The 15,083-nt window shown below is 65.1% G+C and carries 13 protein-coding genes and 2 pseudogenes; 8 read left to right on the forward strand and 7 right to left on the reverse strand.

The features are described 5' to 3' along the window. Positions 1 to 60: 60 nt before the first annotated feature. Positions 61 to 1,101 (reverse strand): IS630 family transposase, encoded by a 1,041-nt coding sequence (locus tag GCU53_RS23895; RefSeq protein WP_152385914.1) that lies wholly within the window; start codon positions 1,099 to 1,101, stop codon positions 61 to 63. Positions 1,102 to 1,407: 306 nt separating this feature from the next. On the opposite strand from GCU53_RS23895, the gene GCU53_RS23900 reads away from it, so the two are divergent. The 4 genes from GCU53_RS23900 (at position 1,408) to GCU53_RS23915 (ending at position 5,874) form a co-directional block, all read left to right on the forward strand. Further along, on the forward strand, positions 1,408 to 1,881 hold the full coding sequence (locus tag GCU53_RS23900; protein ID WP_152390078.1) for a hypothetical protein: 474 nt from the start codon (positions 1,408 to 1,410) through the stop codon (positions 1,879 to 1,881). Between the two features lie 344 nt (positions 1,882 to 2,225). Next, positions 2,226 to 4,415, forward strand: a complete 2,190-nt coding sequence (locus GCU53_RS23905) for a hypothetical protein (RefSeq protein WP_244307280.1) — start codon at positions 2,226 to 2,228, stop codon at positions 4,413 to 4,415. A gap of 16 nt (positions 4,416 to 4,431) precedes the next feature. Next, positions 4,432 to 5,532: a type VI secretion system protein TssA gene (gene tssA, locus GCU53_RS23910; protein WP_152390079.1), complete on the forward strand. Its 1,101-nt coding sequence runs from the start codon at positions 4,432 to 4,434 to the stop codon at positions 5,530 to 5,532. A gap of 60 nt (positions 5,533 to 5,592) precedes the next feature. After that, complete coding sequence (locus tag GCU53_RS23915) at positions 5,593 to 5,874, forward strand: sunset domain-containing protein (RefSeq protein ID WP_152390080.1); 282 nt, start codon at positions 5,593 to 5,595, stop codon at positions 5,872 to 5,874. 16 nt (positions 5,875 to 5,890) lie between these two features. Here GCU53_RS23915 and GCU53_RS23920 read toward each other — a convergent pair whose 3' ends face one another. From GCU53_RS23920 to GCU53_RS23930, 3 genes are all read right to left on the reverse strand, one after another. Beyond that, positions 5,891 to 6,409, reverse strand: a complete 519-nt coding sequence (locus GCU53_RS23920) for a GNAT family N-acetyltransferase (protein ID WP_152390081.1) — start codon at positions 6,407 to 6,409, stop codon at positions 5,891 to 5,893. Continuing rightward, positions 6,409 to 6,684 (reverse strand): type II toxin-antitoxin system TacA family antitoxin, encoded by a 276-nt coding sequence (locus tag GCU53_RS23925; RefSeq protein ID WP_152390082.1) that lies wholly within the window; start codon positions 6,682 to 6,684, stop codon positions 6,409 to 6,411. Before GCU53_RS23925 ends, GCU53_RS23920 begins: the two co-directional genes overlap by 1 nt. Positions 6,685 to 6,966: 282 nt before the next feature. After that, positions 6,967 to 7,860, reverse strand: coding sequence for a LysR family transcriptional regulator (locus GCU53_RS23930; RefSeq protein ID WP_152390083.1), 894 nt, complete (start codon positions 7,858 to 7,860; stop codon positions 6,967 to 6,969). Between the two features lie 112 nt (positions 7,861 to 7,972). Between GCU53_RS23930 and GCU53_RS23935 the strand changes: the two genes are divergently transcribed. From GCU53_RS23935 to GCU53_RS26325, 4 genes and pseudogenes are all read left to right on the forward strand, one after another. Continuing rightward, positions 7,973 to 9,154 (forward strand): serine hydrolase domain-containing protein, encoded by a 1,182-nt coding sequence (locus tag GCU53_RS23935; protein WP_152390084.1) that lies wholly within the window; start codon positions 7,973 to 7,975, stop codon positions 9,152 to 9,154. Positions 9,155 to 9,237: 83 nt separating this feature from the next. Then, a complete protein-coding gene (locus GCU53_RS23940; protein ID WP_152390085.1) occupies positions 9,238 to 10,422 on the forward strand; it encodes an MFS transporter in 1,185 nt (394 codons plus the stop codon). Between the two features lie 341 nt (positions 10,423 to 10,763). Next, positions 10,764 to 11,738 carry a helix-turn-helix domain-containing protein gene (locus tag GCU53_RS23945; protein WP_152390086.1) on the forward strand — a complete coding sequence of 325 codons (975 nt, stop codon included), beginning with the start codon at positions 10,764 to 10,766 and terminating at the stop codon, positions 11,736 to 11,738. A 353-nt stretch (positions 11,739 to 12,091) separates the two neighbouring features. Next, positions 12,092 to 12,298, forward strand: a pseudogene (locus tag GCU53_RS26325) (helix-turn-helix domain-containing protein); the annotation flags it as partial. A gap of 65 nt (positions 12,299 to 12,363) precedes the next feature. On the opposite strand, the pseudogene GCU53_RS23960 reads toward GCU53_RS26325, so the two are convergent. The 3 genes and pseudogenes from GCU53_RS23960 to GCU53_RS23970 all read right to left on the reverse strand — a co-directional run. After that, positions 12,364 to 12,966 (reverse strand): annotated as a pseudogene (locus tag GCU53_RS23960) (SDR family NAD(P)-dependent oxidoreductase); the annotation flags it as partial. A gap of 20 nt (positions 12,967 to 12,986) precedes the next feature. Next, positions 12,987 to 13,991 (reverse strand): zinc-binding dehydrogenase, encoded by a 1,005-nt coding sequence (locus GCU53_RS23965; protein WP_152390279.1) that lies wholly within the window; start codon positions 13,989 to 13,991, stop codon positions 12,987 to 12,989. A gap of 19 nt (positions 13,992 to 14,010) precedes the next feature. Further along, positions 14,011 to 14,898, reverse strand: a complete 888-nt coding sequence (locus tag GCU53_RS23970; protein WP_244307283.1) for a cyclase family protein — start codon at positions 14,896 to 14,898, stop codon at positions 14,011 to 14,013. Positions 14,899 to 15,083: the final 185 nt, after the last annotated feature.

Consider the following 15,083-nt stretch of genomic DNA (forward strand, 5'->3'; position numbering starts at 1 on the left):
GGGGCATTGGTTCCTCTCCTTCGGCTTGCTCGCCGGTTGTTATTAATCAGGCCCTTAAATTCACGCCATGGCATAGCGTGCTGCAGGATGCTGGAAATAGGCCATGACCTTGTCGGGCAAGCTGCCGAGTGTGTTCATGAAAGCCATCGCCTTGTCCAGCAGGCTGGCCTTGTCATGGCTGACCGGGCCGCTGCGCAGCGCCGTCTTGAAATCCCGATTCAGGTACTCGTCGGGATTGGACTCGGGCGCATAGGGTGGTAGGAACACCAGTTCGATCCTGTCCTGCTTGTCACTGAGCCACTCGCTGACCACCTTGGCATGGTGGACGCGCAGGTTATCGACCACCAGGAAGATCTTCTGCGGTGTCCCTTCAACGAGGCGGCTCAGGAAGTCGATGAAACGCAGCGCGTTGATACTGCCTTCGACGATCTGGAAGGCCACCTCGCCACGGGGCGAAATTGCGGAGATCATCGACAGCTTGTGCCAGCGAGTGGGCGTCGCCAGCACTGGCGTCTGGCCCCTGGGGGCGTAGCCGCGTATCCAGTTCGCATCCTCCTTGACTGCGGTTTCGTCCCCCCAGTGAATCACCGCTCCTTCGGCAGCGGCGCGCGCCTTGACCTGGGGGTAGGTCTGCTTCAGCCAGCGCTCGATGTCCTCCGGCCGCTGCTCCTGCGCCCGCTTCACGGGACGCTGAGGCGTAAACCCCCAGCGCTTGAGATACTTGCCGATCAACCGGTCCTGCAGCTCGATCCCGAGGCGTTCCCTGGCCAGCGCCTTGATGGCCGGGCGCGTCCACAGGGCAAACGGCAACTGCAGCTGCTGCGGGGGTTGCTCGACGATTTGCTCGCGCAGCCACTGCTCGTCGGCCGGCGTCAGCTTGCGGCAGGCGCCCGCCGGGCGCCCCCGACGCTTTTCCTCCAGGGCTTGCGCGCCCTCGCGGTTGGCACGGGTCAGCCAAGTCTTGATGGTGGTCGGATGCACACCGGTGACCGAGGCCAACTCCTCGACTTTCATGTTGGACTGCTGGCGCAGGCGAATCACTATCTGGCGAAGCAGCTTGCGACTCTCTGCGGTCAGTTTGCGGGCGTCGATCTTTTCCATGCCTGAAGTCTAACTAGACGTCTATTTAAGGGCCACCTTAATAAACATGGCGATTGGTGCTGCCCAGCATTCGGTTTGGCCGTGCGTGCAGCAGGTACAAGCCAAGCTATCGCGTGTTGAAGGAATCCCAAGCTGTGACGAGTGCCGGCGATGGTGCGGCTAGCCGATGATGTCGTGAGCGTTGACGTATTGAAGCGCTGAAGCAAGGAAGTACTCGCGCGTTGATTCGTTGAAGCATTGACGTGTTGAATTTGGATTCTCCGGGCCGCTGGCATCCTGGGTGCACACTGCACAGGAGGTCATTCCATGAAACCTGATCAACTCCACACGTTCCTTAAACTCTGCTCGATAGCCGGCCCGGTGCTGGAATCGCTCATGGCCCCAACGGTCGAGGCGCTTGTCTACAGGCACCAGCGCAAAGCAGCGGCCATGCTGGTCGACCTCGGCACGGGAATCGGCGTCGCCGACGGTGCGTTGTCGCTTGCGGGCTATGTCTGCAGGCTGCTCGCCCCCTACCGAATCGAGGCGGAAAATATCTGCTGGACCTATCGGAATGCCGAGGGGCAGTGGGGGAGCTTCGAATTGCGCGACCGTGCCGTTGTCTTCGGCCAGGTTCCCCGTCAGAGCGAATATGGAGCCATCGATTTCGCCATGGATTTCCTTGGGCACAAAGGCGCTGCCCCGATTGATCTGGTTGGGCTCGCCATGAAAGGACAGGAGCAGCGGCTTGCCGAGGTGAACCAGCATTGGCTCTTCGCCGTAGTCCTGCACCTGCGTTGACCTCTGTGCCATCCTGGAGGCATCCCCATCCTGGATGGGAATGGCGGCTTGAAACAGAAAGGGCCAGGCGAACAGGAGCGGCCGGTTACCAGCCTGGCCGCGGCGCTTACGCTACTGAAGCGCTTATGCGTTCAAGCAATGAAGCGCTCACGTAATGAAGCAATGAAGTACGCACGTATTGAAGTATTGGCCGGCCGATATTTCCGGCTCGAATCGGCAGACTACGCGCAGCGCTCGTTGGCTATCGGCTTGCAGATCAGCTGCTTCAATCAGTTCAGGGCGTCTTTCAAGCCCTTGCCGCCTTGGGGCGGGACGCGCTGGGCCTGCAGCCGGGCGCCGGGCCGATGCGCCACGAGGCCTTCTACAACGAAGTCCTGCGCACGGCTCCCGGGCCGGCGATGCAGCCGTTGAACCTGCACGGGAACCGGAAGATTGCCGAGCGCTTCCAGCACCTGATGCAGCTGTGGCTGACCCAGTATTTCCTGGCCGAGAACTTCGTCCGTCCGGCCGGCTACCTGAAGATCCACCTCCAGAAGCTGAAGGCCGGCTATGGCAACTCCCTGCGCGAGCTCGAGGAGGTCGGTGGCCTGATCGAAAATCTGCAGGATCTCATCGCGCTGACTAACGTGGCCTGGGGACGCGGCAACGGGCGGGATCTGGTGCCGGGCTACGAGGCGCTGCTGGACAACGCGCGTCAGAGCACGCTGCTCGGGCCCGCGGTGGTGCAGGCCGTCGATCTGGAGACCTCCCGCTTGCAGAAGAGCTTCCGCGACCAGTGGATCGCCCAGGCAGGTTCGCGCGACAACCTGCTGGTGCTGCTGGGCGGCGGCAGCCTGGAGCTGCAGGAGTACGTCGCCGGGCTGGACAAGTCCATCGAGAGCCTGCTGCGGCGCGATTTTGCCGCCATCGCCCTGCACCGCGAGGACGCGGCCGAGTCCCGCGCCCAGCCCCTGGCCATCGACGCCCGCGCGCTCGACGCCGCGCTGGGTTACTACGCCAGTTACAAGGGCTATATCGGGCAGGAGCTGGCGCAGATACCGCCGGCGTACCGCACGGCCCTGCTTGGAGCGGCCGCCCGGGCGGCCTCGCTGGCCATGTGGAACAGCCTGGAGTCGAAGGGCGGCGTTCCGCGCCTGGGCGGCGAGCGCTCCTTCGACGTGCCGGCGGACAAGGCCCTGCAGCTGCAGGAGGCGTTCGCCGAGCTGGATCGCGGCGATCTGGCCCAGGCCCTGCTGGACAACCTCAACCGCCGGGCCCTCGGCGACGTGCAGGAGGCGCTGGCGGAGATCAAGGCGCTGCCCATGTTTCACCAAGCCTACGACTTCGCCCGCTGGGACGGCGGCAAGAGCTTGGGCCTGCAGATGTTCCGCGCCCAGGACCTGCAGGACCTTAAGCAGGGGCTAGCCCAGCAGTTCGCAGTCATGCTGGAAGCAACCCAGGGGAGCGCCCGGGCGCTGGAGTGGCTGCAGATGCAGCGCTCGCACCTGTCGCTGGGCGATTACGAGAAGGTCCTGCGGCTGACCGCACTGGGCGAGGAGATGCTCAAGCACAAGGCGCAGAACCCGGCCAGTGCGCCGGCACTGTTCCAGCAACTGGTCGCCCGCGACTTCATCGAGATGGACAGCGGCAACTGCTCGGGCATCCTCCAGGCCGCCTACCTGGCGCCGGGGCGCGACGACCTGTCGCGGCGCGGGCAGCTCCTCTGGGAGGAGGCCCGGCAGCGCTGTGACTTCCTCCAGCAGCAGCGCGCGGCTGCCGCCTGGAACCGCCTGGCCGACTATTTCAACCAGTACCTGGCCGAGCGCTTCCCGTTCTCCTACAGCATCCGCGCCGTCGACGTCGATCCCGACCGAGTCCGCCACCTGCTGCGGCTGATTGACGAGCATCTGCCCCAGGCCGAGGAGGGCCTGCAGCTCGCCCGCTCTTCCGACCGGCAGGCCGCGCAGGACTTTTTGCTGCGCCTGAAGCAGGCCGCCGGCTGGCTGGGATCCCTGCTGCTGCGCGACAAGAATGGCCTGCAGGGGCTCGACGTGGAGGTGCGCTGGCGCACCGACCGCGAGGATGAGCGCGGCGCCGACCAAGTGATCGCCTGGTCGATGCTGGCGGGTCGCCAGGAGATCGCCTATCCGGGCGACGACCTGCAGCGCCTGCGCTGGACCCAAGGCGAGCCAGTCCGGCTGGTGCTGCGCTGGGCGAAGAACGGTTCGCTGCGGCCGGTCAACGATCCGCTGCAGCCGAGCATGGCGGTCGCCGACCTTGAGGCCGGCTGGGAATACACCGGCCCTTGGGCGCTGCTGCGGTTGATGCGCACCCACGTCGCCGTGCAGCGGCAGCCGGACGTGGATTACACCGATTTCCCGCTGACCTTCCAGTTGCCGGTCTATGGGACCTACAACAGCGACAGCCGGGCGACCATGTTCATGCGCGTGTCACTCATGACCCAGGGCGGCAAGGCGCCGCTCTCCATCCAGCCGCTGCCGGTACGCGCGCCCCGTTCTCCCTTTGCCGCGCCGTCCGTGCAGCAGCGCTGGTGAGCCCCTGGAGGTTTTCTTGAATTCCGCCTTACTTTCGTTTCCTCTTGCACCGGACAGCCTGCTCGAGCCGCTGTCGGCGAACTCGCCCTGCGGCCCAAGCCTGCGCTACGACCCGGACTTCGACCGTCTGCGCGAAGCCCGCCGGGAGGACGACGCGAGCCTGCCGAGCGGCGTCTGGCAGGCACAGATCAAGCGCAGCGACTGGGCTGAGGTAGAGAAGCTGGCCGGCGAGCTGCTGCTCGCCCGCAGCAAGGACCTGATGGTGGCCACCTGGCTGGGCGAGGCCTGGCTGCACCGTCGGAGCTGGGAGGGACTGCCCCAGGCGCTGGCGCTGGTGACCGGGCTGTGCGAGCGCTATCCGGACGAATTGCATCCCCGGGCCGAGGAAGGCGACCGCTCCTGGCGGATGACACCGCTTGACTGGCTGATCCGCCGCTACGCTGAGCTACTGCTGGTGCGCCTGCCGCTGTTCGAGCCCGATATCGACGAGCTCGGCCCCTTCGCCCTGCACGACTGGCGACAGCTGCAGCTGCAGCAGGTTGCCGGCAACGACAGCAAGGCGGCCAAGGCCGCTGCCGAGGCGGCCCGGCACAAGCAGCAGAAACTGAACGAGCGGGTCAGGAGCACGCCGCTGCCCGTCTGGCTGCAGCGCCGCGACTGCCTCGAACAGAGCGCACGCTCGCTGGAGCGTCTGGAGCGTCTGGAGCGCTGGAGCGACGACTACCTGGGCGACCTCTCGCCTGGTTTCGGTCCGCTGCGCGATGTCATCTACCAACTGATCGCCCTGATGCAGGAGTTTATCGGCATGCATCCGCACGCGTCCGATGCCGCCCTTGCCGTCTCGCCCGTATCCGAAGAGGCCAGCCGGGGGGCGGACACTGCCATGCCGAATGCCGCTCCGCCGTCCAGTGTGCTATGCAGTCGCGAGCAGGCCTATCATCAGTTGGCCCTGATCGCCGACTACCTGGCACGTACCGAGCCGCACAGCCCGGTCCCCTATTTGATCCGCAGAGCAGTGGAATGGGGCAACAAGCCCCTCGGCGACCTGCTGTCCGAACTGCTGTCGGCAGACCCGGAAGCCCGGCGCGTCTGGACCCTGCTGGGCATCCTGAAATGAAGGGCTAGGAGTGCGACTGGCGGATTGCATAGGTCATGGGCCGCCACGATCCCTTCATGCATGACCGGCGAGCGCACCTGGATGCTGGGGCACAAGCCGGGCCGCGAAGGCCTGGCCGGGCAGGACACATCTACGCCCGCCCGCCGGCCGGTAGAGCCGCCAGTGCAGGTTGCTGAACAGGACGGCAGCGCCCCGGTGATCGGCAACAGCGCCAGCAAGGTCTACCACCTACCGGTCGGCTGCCCGAGCTACGAGCAAGTGCAGGAGAAAAATCGTGTCTCGTTTGAGTCGGCGGCGGATGCCGAGGCCGCCGGGTTCCGCCGGGCCGGGAACTGTCGATAGGTCCTGGAGTGCAGGCCTATCCCCTGGGGGACGCCGGCGGAACAAGCAGCCGACGCGCGTCCTTGAGCAGCAACAGCAATTGCTGCTCGCGGGCAGGCGATGCTTCGAAGCCGAAGCGCAGGTAGAAGCGTAATGCCTCCTCGTCGATCGGATGCGTCAACAGCGCCCGAACGCCGGCCTGCTCGGCGATGGTGAGGGTACGCCGGATCGCATCCTGCAGCATGCCTACGCCGATGCCGCGCCCTTGATCCTGTCGCGTCACGGCCATCCGCGCCAGGATGACAACAGGTATGGGATAAGCCCCCATGCCCTGGCGGACACGAGCGGGAGCTTCCAGGGTATCGATCTGTCCCACGGTGAGGCTGTAGTAGCCCGCGACGCGCACGCCGTCAGCGACTACGTAGGTCTTGGCCGAACCGCTGGCCTGCGCCTGCCGGGCATGGCGCATCAGCCAATCATCCAGGCTCGGTTTGCCGCAATCGAAACCCTCCAGTGAGTGGCTGGCGTCCAGTGCTTGGGGCGCGGTCAGCGACATCATTTGTCCCAAGGTGCCGATCGCGAGAACAAATCCTTCAGGCCAGAATTGTCTTGGGCAGGCCGATCCAGCATCTCCAGCAAGGCTTGGGACTGGCTGCCGGATACCAGAAACAGGCGTTGATCGAGCAAGGTCTGCTCGGCGGCCTGACAGGCACTGTCGAGGATAAAATCGGTCATCGATTTGTTTGCCACCTCGGCCGCGCGGCGCAGCACCGCTTCCTGCTGCGGCGTGGCGCGCAACCCAAGACGGGCAGAACGGATGGTACTTGCCATGGTCGCGAATCTCCTAGCCAAATTTGTACGCCATGTTATCACAAATGACGTACAAAACCGGAGTTCGGGGAGGCACGCTTCGTCTACAGAAAGGCCAGCAGCGTGTCCGGTTTCCTGCCATCACGGCGATCGACAAATTCCTGCATGACCTCCTGCACGGTCGAGTTGACGGCCAGCACCTACATGGCCCGGGTGCAGGCGATGTAGAGCAGGCTCATTGAGCTTACACAGAGAGCGCCAGCCCTCTTCGCCCTGAGAATGCTCGTCAGCCAGCCTGGAAGGTTATGACGAACCCGGAAACATCCTGACCCCCATGAAGTCGATGAAAGCCCTCAGCCTGGGTGACACCTGTCGCCCTGAAGGCCAGAGCAGATAGAAGTTCCCTGTACCCTCCATGTAGTCGTCCAGCACGCTGCACAAGCGGCTCTCGGCTAAGGCATCGCGGATAGCGAAATCGGGTAAACAGGCGAGGCCACGGCCACGCAGCGCGAAGCACACCCGTGTCTCGATGTTGTTGCAGACCATGGAGACGGGTAACTGTGGCTCGGGCTCACCCGGCAGTCGGCGCAGAGGCCAGGGCTCGAGCTTGCCGGTATTGGAAAAGCGATAGTGCAGGCAGGCATGGTCGGCCAGATCGGCCGGGCGCCGGGGCACGCCGTGGCGTTCGAGATATGCGGGCGAGCCGACCACCAGCAGGCGGAAAGCGCCGAGCCGCCGAGCCGACAACCGCGAATCGGACAACTGTCCAGTGCGCACCACCACGTCAAACCCCTCTTCGATGACGTCCACTAAGCGATCGGTGAAGTCCAGATCCAGCTCGATCTCCGGGTATTCGGCCATGAAATCGGCCAGCACCGGCAGCACCAGTGAACTGACCAGGGGCAGGCTCACGCGCAGGCGTCCACGTGGTGCCCCGGCGGTTCGTGAGAGCTCCAGCTCCGTCGCCTCTATCTCGGCCAGGATGCGCCGGCTGCGCTCGAGAAACAGCGTCCCCTCCGCCGTCAGGGCGATGCTACGCGTACTGCGGTGGAACAGACGCACCCCCAGTTTCTCCTCCAGCCGCGCCACCCGCTTGCCGACGGCCGAGGCTGAAATGCCCAGCGCCCGTCCGGCCGCGACGAAGCTGCGCGTCTCGGCGACCTGCACGAAAACGGTAAAGCCGCTCAGGCTGTCCATGACTGCTCCCATTGCGGACATTAGGTTCCGGATAGACCGGAACTCTACCCGTCTTTTTCCGTAATGAACGCACTTCTATGGTTTCGCGACATCCCGAAACCAAGGAAATCCCATGTCTAGCTGTTCCACCCCCTTGTCCCGAGCGGGTCTTGCAGAGTGCGTCGATGCTGTCATCGAGGCGGCGCTGGCCGAGCGGCGTCTGGTCGGCACCCTGGTACTGATCGCCGAGAACGGCGAACTGGTCTACCGCCGCGCTGCGGGTCTGGCCGACCGGGAAGCCGGACGAGTCATGCGCGAGGATGCCCTGTTCCGGCTCGCCTCGGTATCCAAGCCGATCGTCTCCACCGCCGCCCTGGTGCTGGTGGCGCAGGGATGCCTGGCACTGGACGAGCCGATCGGCCGCTGGCTGCCGACATTCCAGCCCTGCCTGCCCGATGGCGGTCCGGCACGCATCAGCGCGCGGCAACTGCTCAGCCATACCGCAGGCCTCGGCTACCGCTTTCTCGAAGCGGACGATCAGGGGCGCTATGCCTGCGCCGGTGTCTCCGATGGCCTAGACCGGCCCGGCATCGGCCTGGAAGAGAACCTGCGGCGAATCGCCAGCGTTCCGCTGCTGTATGCACCGGGCAGCGCCTGGGGCTATTCGCTGGCCACCGATGTGCTCGGCGCCCTCATCGAGCGCGTGTGTGACGCGCCTCTGGAACAGGCGGTACGAATGCTGGTGACCGACCCCTTGGAGATGGGGGACACCGACTTCGTAGCCGTGGATGCCAGCCGGCTGACGGCGGTCTATGTGAACGACACACCGGAGCCCCATCGCATGGGCGAACAGGAAACCCAGGCCCCCTTCGAGGACACGGCAGGCATCCGTTTCGAACCGGCACGCGCACTCGATGCCACGGCCTTCCCCTCGGGCGGTGCCGGCATGGTGGGTAGCGCCCGGGACCTGCTCCGGCTCCTGGAGGTCCTGCGCCAGGGCGGTGCCCCCCTGCTTCCTGCCGGGCTGGTGGACGAGATGGGCCGTGACCAGACCGCCGGGTTCGACTTGCCTGATGCACCTGGCTTTGGTTTCGGGCTCGGCTTTTCGGTGCTGCGCGATCCGGCCGCAGCCGGATCGCCAGAGTCGCCGGGAACCTGGCGCTGGGGCGGCGCCTATGGGCATTCCTGGTTCGTCGACCGGGTCCGGAAGCTCAGCGTGGTAGCCCTGACCAATACCCTCTACGAAGGCATGTCCGGTCGTTTCGTCAGCGAGTTGCGCGATGCGGTCTACGGACCGAGCGGGGTAACGGCATGAGCCAATTGCCGCATACGGCTGCCAACGCGCCTTCTCACCGGAACATCGATGCCAGCGCATCGCATCGCCTGCACCCCGCCAGCATGACTGATGAAGCACGGCTCCCGGTGTCCGCCCTGCTGGCCCTGGCCATGACCGGCTTCATCGCCATCCTCACCGAAACCCTCCCAGCCGGACTGCTGCCGCAGATCGGCCAGGGGCTCGGTATCTCGGAAGCGCTGGCCGGCCAGTTGGTCAGCGCCTATGCGTTCGGCTCGCTGGTGGCAGCGATTCCGCTGATAGCCCTGACCCGCGGCTGGCGGCGTCGACCGCTGCTCCTGCTCGCCCTCGGCGGCTTCCTGCTGTTCAACAGCGTTACTTCGCTGTCATCCAGCTACCCGCTCACGCTGATCGCCCGCTTTCTGGCTGGCGTTGCTGCCGGCTTGGCTTGGGGACTGCTGGCCGGCTATGCGCGCCGCATGGTGGCCGTGCCGTTGCAAGGGCGCGCCATGGCCATCGCGATGGTGGGTACGCCGGTTGCCCTCTCGCTGGGCGTACCGGCGGGAACCTGGCTCGGCGCCCTGGCCGGCTGGCGGATGGCCTTCGGTCTCATGTCCGGACTGACCCTGGTCCTGATGGTCTGGGTGTTGTGCAAGGTGCCGGACCTCCCCGGGCAGACGGCCGAACGGCGCCTGGGCATACGCCAGGTCTTTGCGACGCCTGGGGTGCGTCCAATCCTGACGGTGATCCTGCTCTGGGTGCTGGCCCACAACCTTCTCTACACCTACATTGCCCCCTTCCTGGCGCCAGCCGGCATGAGTAGCCGCGTGGATCAGATACTGCTGGTGTTCGGGGTTGCCGCCCTGCTGGGCATCTGGGGCGTCGGCCTGCTGATCGACCGCTGGCTACGTGCACTGGTCCTGGTCAGTCTGGGCGGATTTGCCTTGGCCTCGTTGGCGCTGGGGCTTGCCGGTACGCTTCCAGCCGTGGTCTATAGCGGCGTGGCGGTATGGGGGCTCACTTTCGGAGGGGCGGCAACGTTGCTGCAGACGGCTTCGGCAGATGCCGCGGGCGAGGGTGCCGACGTGGCTCAGTCGATGATCGTCACGGCCTGGAACCTCGCTATTGCTGGCGGCGGTGTATTCGGCGGCCTTCTGCTGGAAACCGCCGGTGTGGCTTCTTTCCCCTGGGTACTGCTGGCGCTGCTTGCGCCTGCACTGCTCTGTGCCAAGGTGGCCAAGGCCTATGGCTTCAGGCCGGGTTCTCGAGCGAGCTTCGAGAAGCGATAGTTAAGGGGGAATGCAGACAGGACGTCAGCTGAGATTAGTCTTTCACGGGAAATACCAGAAGCCCGGCGTCCTGCTGCGCAGCGTCCCGCCAGTCGCCCTCGTCCTACCTCGCCACCACGGCTCGACCGGCTCGCCCAGCCGCGGCATGACCAGCCCCTCCGAGGCTTGCGCCAGCAGCTGTACCTGTCGCACTTGAGTAGATATTTGCGGACAGGGCGGAACACTGCCTGATCTTTTGTTTGTCCTTGAGCACCGTTTCTTCACATGATCTTCTATGTCTGAGACGGGCTTTCGAACTTCGGCCAAAGAAAGATGAGCGCTTTTTCTTCAGGGGAATGCCAATGAGCCGGCTTGTCTGTGCGGACTTCGACGAGTTCGAAGAAGCGCTGTATGGCGTGCAGGGACGTTATGTATTGCGTTCACGGCAGCAGCGCGACTGGCGGCTGCGGGTCGTAGAACTGAACGGGGTTGCCCTGATGTTCGGCCGGGAGGGTGCCGGGACCGTCTACAGCGGCGTCGGTCTTCCCGGCTTCTTCAATATCTTTCTGCCGCTGAATCGACACGAATGCACCGTAGTGAACGGGCATCGCTTCGATCGCCGCCTGCTGGCCTGGATGGTTCCCGATGCGATGTTCCACATCGATGCCAGCCAACCGGCGACCTGGATGACGGTGGCCATGTCATGCGAACTGGTGCTGCGCTGGGCAAAGGTGCACGAAGACGAGTTCGACCCTTCAATACTGTCGCGCAACCTGGTCAATGTCATCCAGAGGGATATCGCGCCACTCATCTGGCTCGCACGCCGCCTGTTTCGCATCGATCAGCAGGCGCCGGAGGACTTGCACAACCCTGCCGCCGAGCACGCCGCCCGGACAGAGTTGATGGACCGGGTGTTCCGCACGCTGCTCCCGCTTGCAACGCCAGGCCGGACACCGCGCGCTCGCCTGGATCACCAGCAGATTCTGCGCAAGGCTCTGGAGTTGCTGGCGTCGATCAAGGAGGCCCCGGTCCATATGGAAGACTTGTGCGTCGCGGCCGGCGCATCGGAACGTACGCTGCGCAATGTCTTCAACCGTTATCTCGGGATGAGTCCGCATCGCTACCTGATGATGCACAGACTGCACGCGATACGCGGCGTAATCCTTCAGGCGAGGCCCGGGGACACAATCACCGACATCTGTGCGCAATACGGGGTATGGGATTTCGGCCGCTTCGCCGGCCATTACAGGACCTACTTCGGAGAATTCCCCTCGCAATCGCTGCATGGCCGGCTGCGGACGGCTGGCGCCCTTTCCCTCCATTCCATTATCCGTTGACACCGCGAAGAAGCGTTGCACTGGGGTACTCGCCGAAGAGGGCATAGTACTCCGAGGCCATGCGACCACAATCCGAATAGCCAAAGCGCATGGTTATCGCCATCACAGTGTCGTGCCGGTGATCGGCAACGGCGAGCGCGGCTCGTAGCAGGTGCAAGCGACGCAGCCTCAAGTAGCGGCTAGTGTGGTGAATCACAACTACTCAGGATAAGTCTTGTCTACCGCGGAGCTGGCAGAGTTTTTTCGGAGGGCATGCGATGAAAACAGGCCGCCCAGCCGTTCGGATCGAACTGACCGAACAAGAGCATGCCGAACTCACCCGCCGCCGAGCCAGGCACAAGGGGCCTGCCGATATGCAGCTGCGCGCCGAGATCATTCTGTCCTGCGCTCGAGGCGAGTCCGGCTCTTCCATTGCTCGACGGCTCGGCATTACGGCGCAAACCGTTTCGAGGTGGCGCCTTCGCTTCGCCCGTTTGGGCCTGCAAGGCCTCAATGACGAGCCGCGCTCAGGCCGCCCACGCAGCATCAGTGATGAAAAGGTCCAGGAAGTGGTCGACCGGGTGCGGCAGACCCGGCCCGACGATGCCAGTCATTGGAGCTCGCGCCGGATGAGCAAGGCCCGGGCGGCGGCATTCAGGGTCTGGCGCAAGCGCTCGGTATCGAAGGCCCCGGGCAGCAGGTTGTTGATCGTCACGTTGCGCCCGGCCAGGTGCGGCTGGCGGGCCAGGCCGGCGACGAAGCCGGTCAGGCCGCTGCGCGCGCCATTGGAGAGGCCGAGAATGTCGATCGGCGCCTTTACCGCCGCCGAAGTTATGCTCACTACCCGGCCGAAGCCGCGTGCAGCCATGCCGTCCACCGTGGCCCGGATCAGCTCGATCGGCGTGAGCATGTTGGCCTCCACGGCCCGCAGCCAGTCTTCGCGGCTCCACTCGCGGAAGTCGCCCGGCGGCGGCCCGCCAGCGTTGTTGACCAGGATGTCGACCTGCGGGCAGGCATCCAGCGCAGCCCGACGCACCTCGTCGCGGCCGATGTCGCCGACCACGCTGCGCACCTCGATCGCCGGATGCAGGGCGCGCAGTTCTGCCGCCGTCGCCTCCAGCGCCTCGTCGCCGCGGGCATTGACAACCAGGTTCACCCCTTCCCGGGCCAGGGCCACCGCGCAGCCCTTGCCGAGTCCTTTGCTGGCGGCGCAGACCAGCGCCCAGCGTCCGGCGATACCCAGATCCATAGCGATTTTCCTCCTGTAGCTCAGATGGTGACGGCCGGCGCGGCTTGCAACTGCGCAACCCATTTTCCACCGCTCCCGTCCTTGAGCGCCCGCAAGGCATCGGGCAGGGCGTCGAAGGCGAAGACACGGCGATCCGGCGCCAGCAGGCTGCCGTCGGCCAACCCCTGCAACAGCCGCTCCCCGGCCTGGCGCAACGCCTGTCGGTCGAGGCGGCTGCCGTGTTCATGAACGCTGTTCAGGGCGACCTCGTGCAGCGACAGGGCGGTGCCGAAGGCCGGCAGGGGCGCCATCTCCTGGCGATCCTGGATGCATACCAGATGACCGTTATACCCAAGCAGCGGGGCGAGCGTCGCGGCATGCCGGCCGCTGACCGTGTCGAACAGCGCATATAGCGGACGCTCGCCCAGTTGCGCCTGCAGGCCGGACGACCAGCCGCCCTGCCGATAGTCGAAGACTCCCACGACGCCCAGCTCGAGCAACCGCTGGTGGTGACGCGGCGCGGCTGTGGCCCAGACACGCCAGCCGCGTTGCAGGGCGAGCTGGGTCAGGAACAGGCCGACCGCACCTCCGGCCCCTACCACCAGCACATCGCGCCCGGGCACGGTCGGGACCTTGTCCAGCGCCTGCTGGGCGGTCAGGCCGGGACAGGGCAGGCAGGCGGCCGCGGCATCGTCGAGAGCGACCGGCACCCGCAGGATGGCACCGGTCTCGACGCGGCAGTACTCGGCGAAGCTGCCGTCCCGTCCGAGGGACTGATGATAGGCGACGCGGGTTCCCGGAACGATAGCGACGCCGTTGCCGGCGGCCGTCACCACACCCACGCCATCGACGCCGGGCACCTGGCCCTCGCGCCAAGCCGGATGGCCCCACTCGATCATTTTCCAGTCGACCGGGTTCAGCGCCAGCGCCCGGTTGGCGATCAGGACCTCGCCCGCAGCCGGGCGCTCCAGGGGCCGACGGACCAGCCGCAGGCCGTCGATCCCCTGGCCCGGCGTCCAGCTCCAGGCGGCGTAATCGGTGTGCAGCATGCTCGGATTTCCTTCGTCAGTGGATGGCGACCGGGTTGACCGTTACCTGGGTGGTTCCGGTGTAGCGCGGTTGACCGAGTACGAAGAGGAACTCCCAGACCCTGTCCCGGACAAGGGCCCGGCTGTCGATCAGCTCCAGGTTGTAGACGCCACTTTTCGCCAGCATCAACTGGTTGACCGGAAACACCGCGTCGTCGCTGCCCGGCACCGCCTCCAGGGCCCAGGTATCACCGCCTATCGCGACCACACCCCGGTCGATCAGGTACTGGGCGGCCTCCAGGCCGATGCCGGGCTCGCCGGCGAGGAAGCGCGCATTGTCCTTACCGATCAGTTCGAGCCACCCGGTGTTGAACAGCACCACGTCGCCCTTGCCGATCCCTATGCCCTGTTTCTGCAAGACTGCCTCGATGTCGGCCACCGTGAATACGGTGCCTTCGGGAACGATGGCCTGACCGTAGTGGGCAGTCATGTCCAGCACGACGCCGCGGGTCACCAGCGGCGGCACCTTTTCCAGGCCGAGCCTTTTCACGCCCTCCATGGTGACGATGTCTTCGGCACGGTTGCCGTTGTAGTAGACGTTGTCGATACCGATATGACCGATGCCGTTGAGCTGGGTACCGACGCCGGTCCAGGCGATAACCAGTTCGTCGTTGAAGGTGAACTTGTTGGGTCCCAGGGTCAGCCCGGCCTGCTCGCCCGGCTGGACGTTGTAGAGCTTGAAGCTGCGGTGCCGAAAGGCCGGCAGGTCCTTGTTGATTTCGACGCCCAGCGCATAGGTCTTACCTGTCTTCACGAGTTTCGCCGCGTTCAGCACCACCTCGGGCGTCAGCAGGTTGGCTGCACCTATTTCGTCGATCGGACCATACTTGGAGGGATACCAGTCGGCGGCCGGGGGCGACTCCATGGCTTGGCCGGATACTACGCCGGTGCCGATCGTCAGAGCGAGGGAAAAGGAGAGTTTCTTGAGCATTTGCTGATCGACCGAGTGAGGGAGACAACCGACAGGCAGCCCTGCCATGTCGTGTGGAGAGGGCGACAGTATCCCTGCGCTGGCCGATCGGAAAAATGCGTGGCTCGGAACAATAAATT

It is taken from the genome of Azotobacter salinestris, assembly GCF_009363155.1.
GTDB lineage: Bacteria > Pseudomonadota > Gammaproteobacteria > Pseudomonadales > Pseudomonadaceae > Azotobacter > Azotobacter salinestris.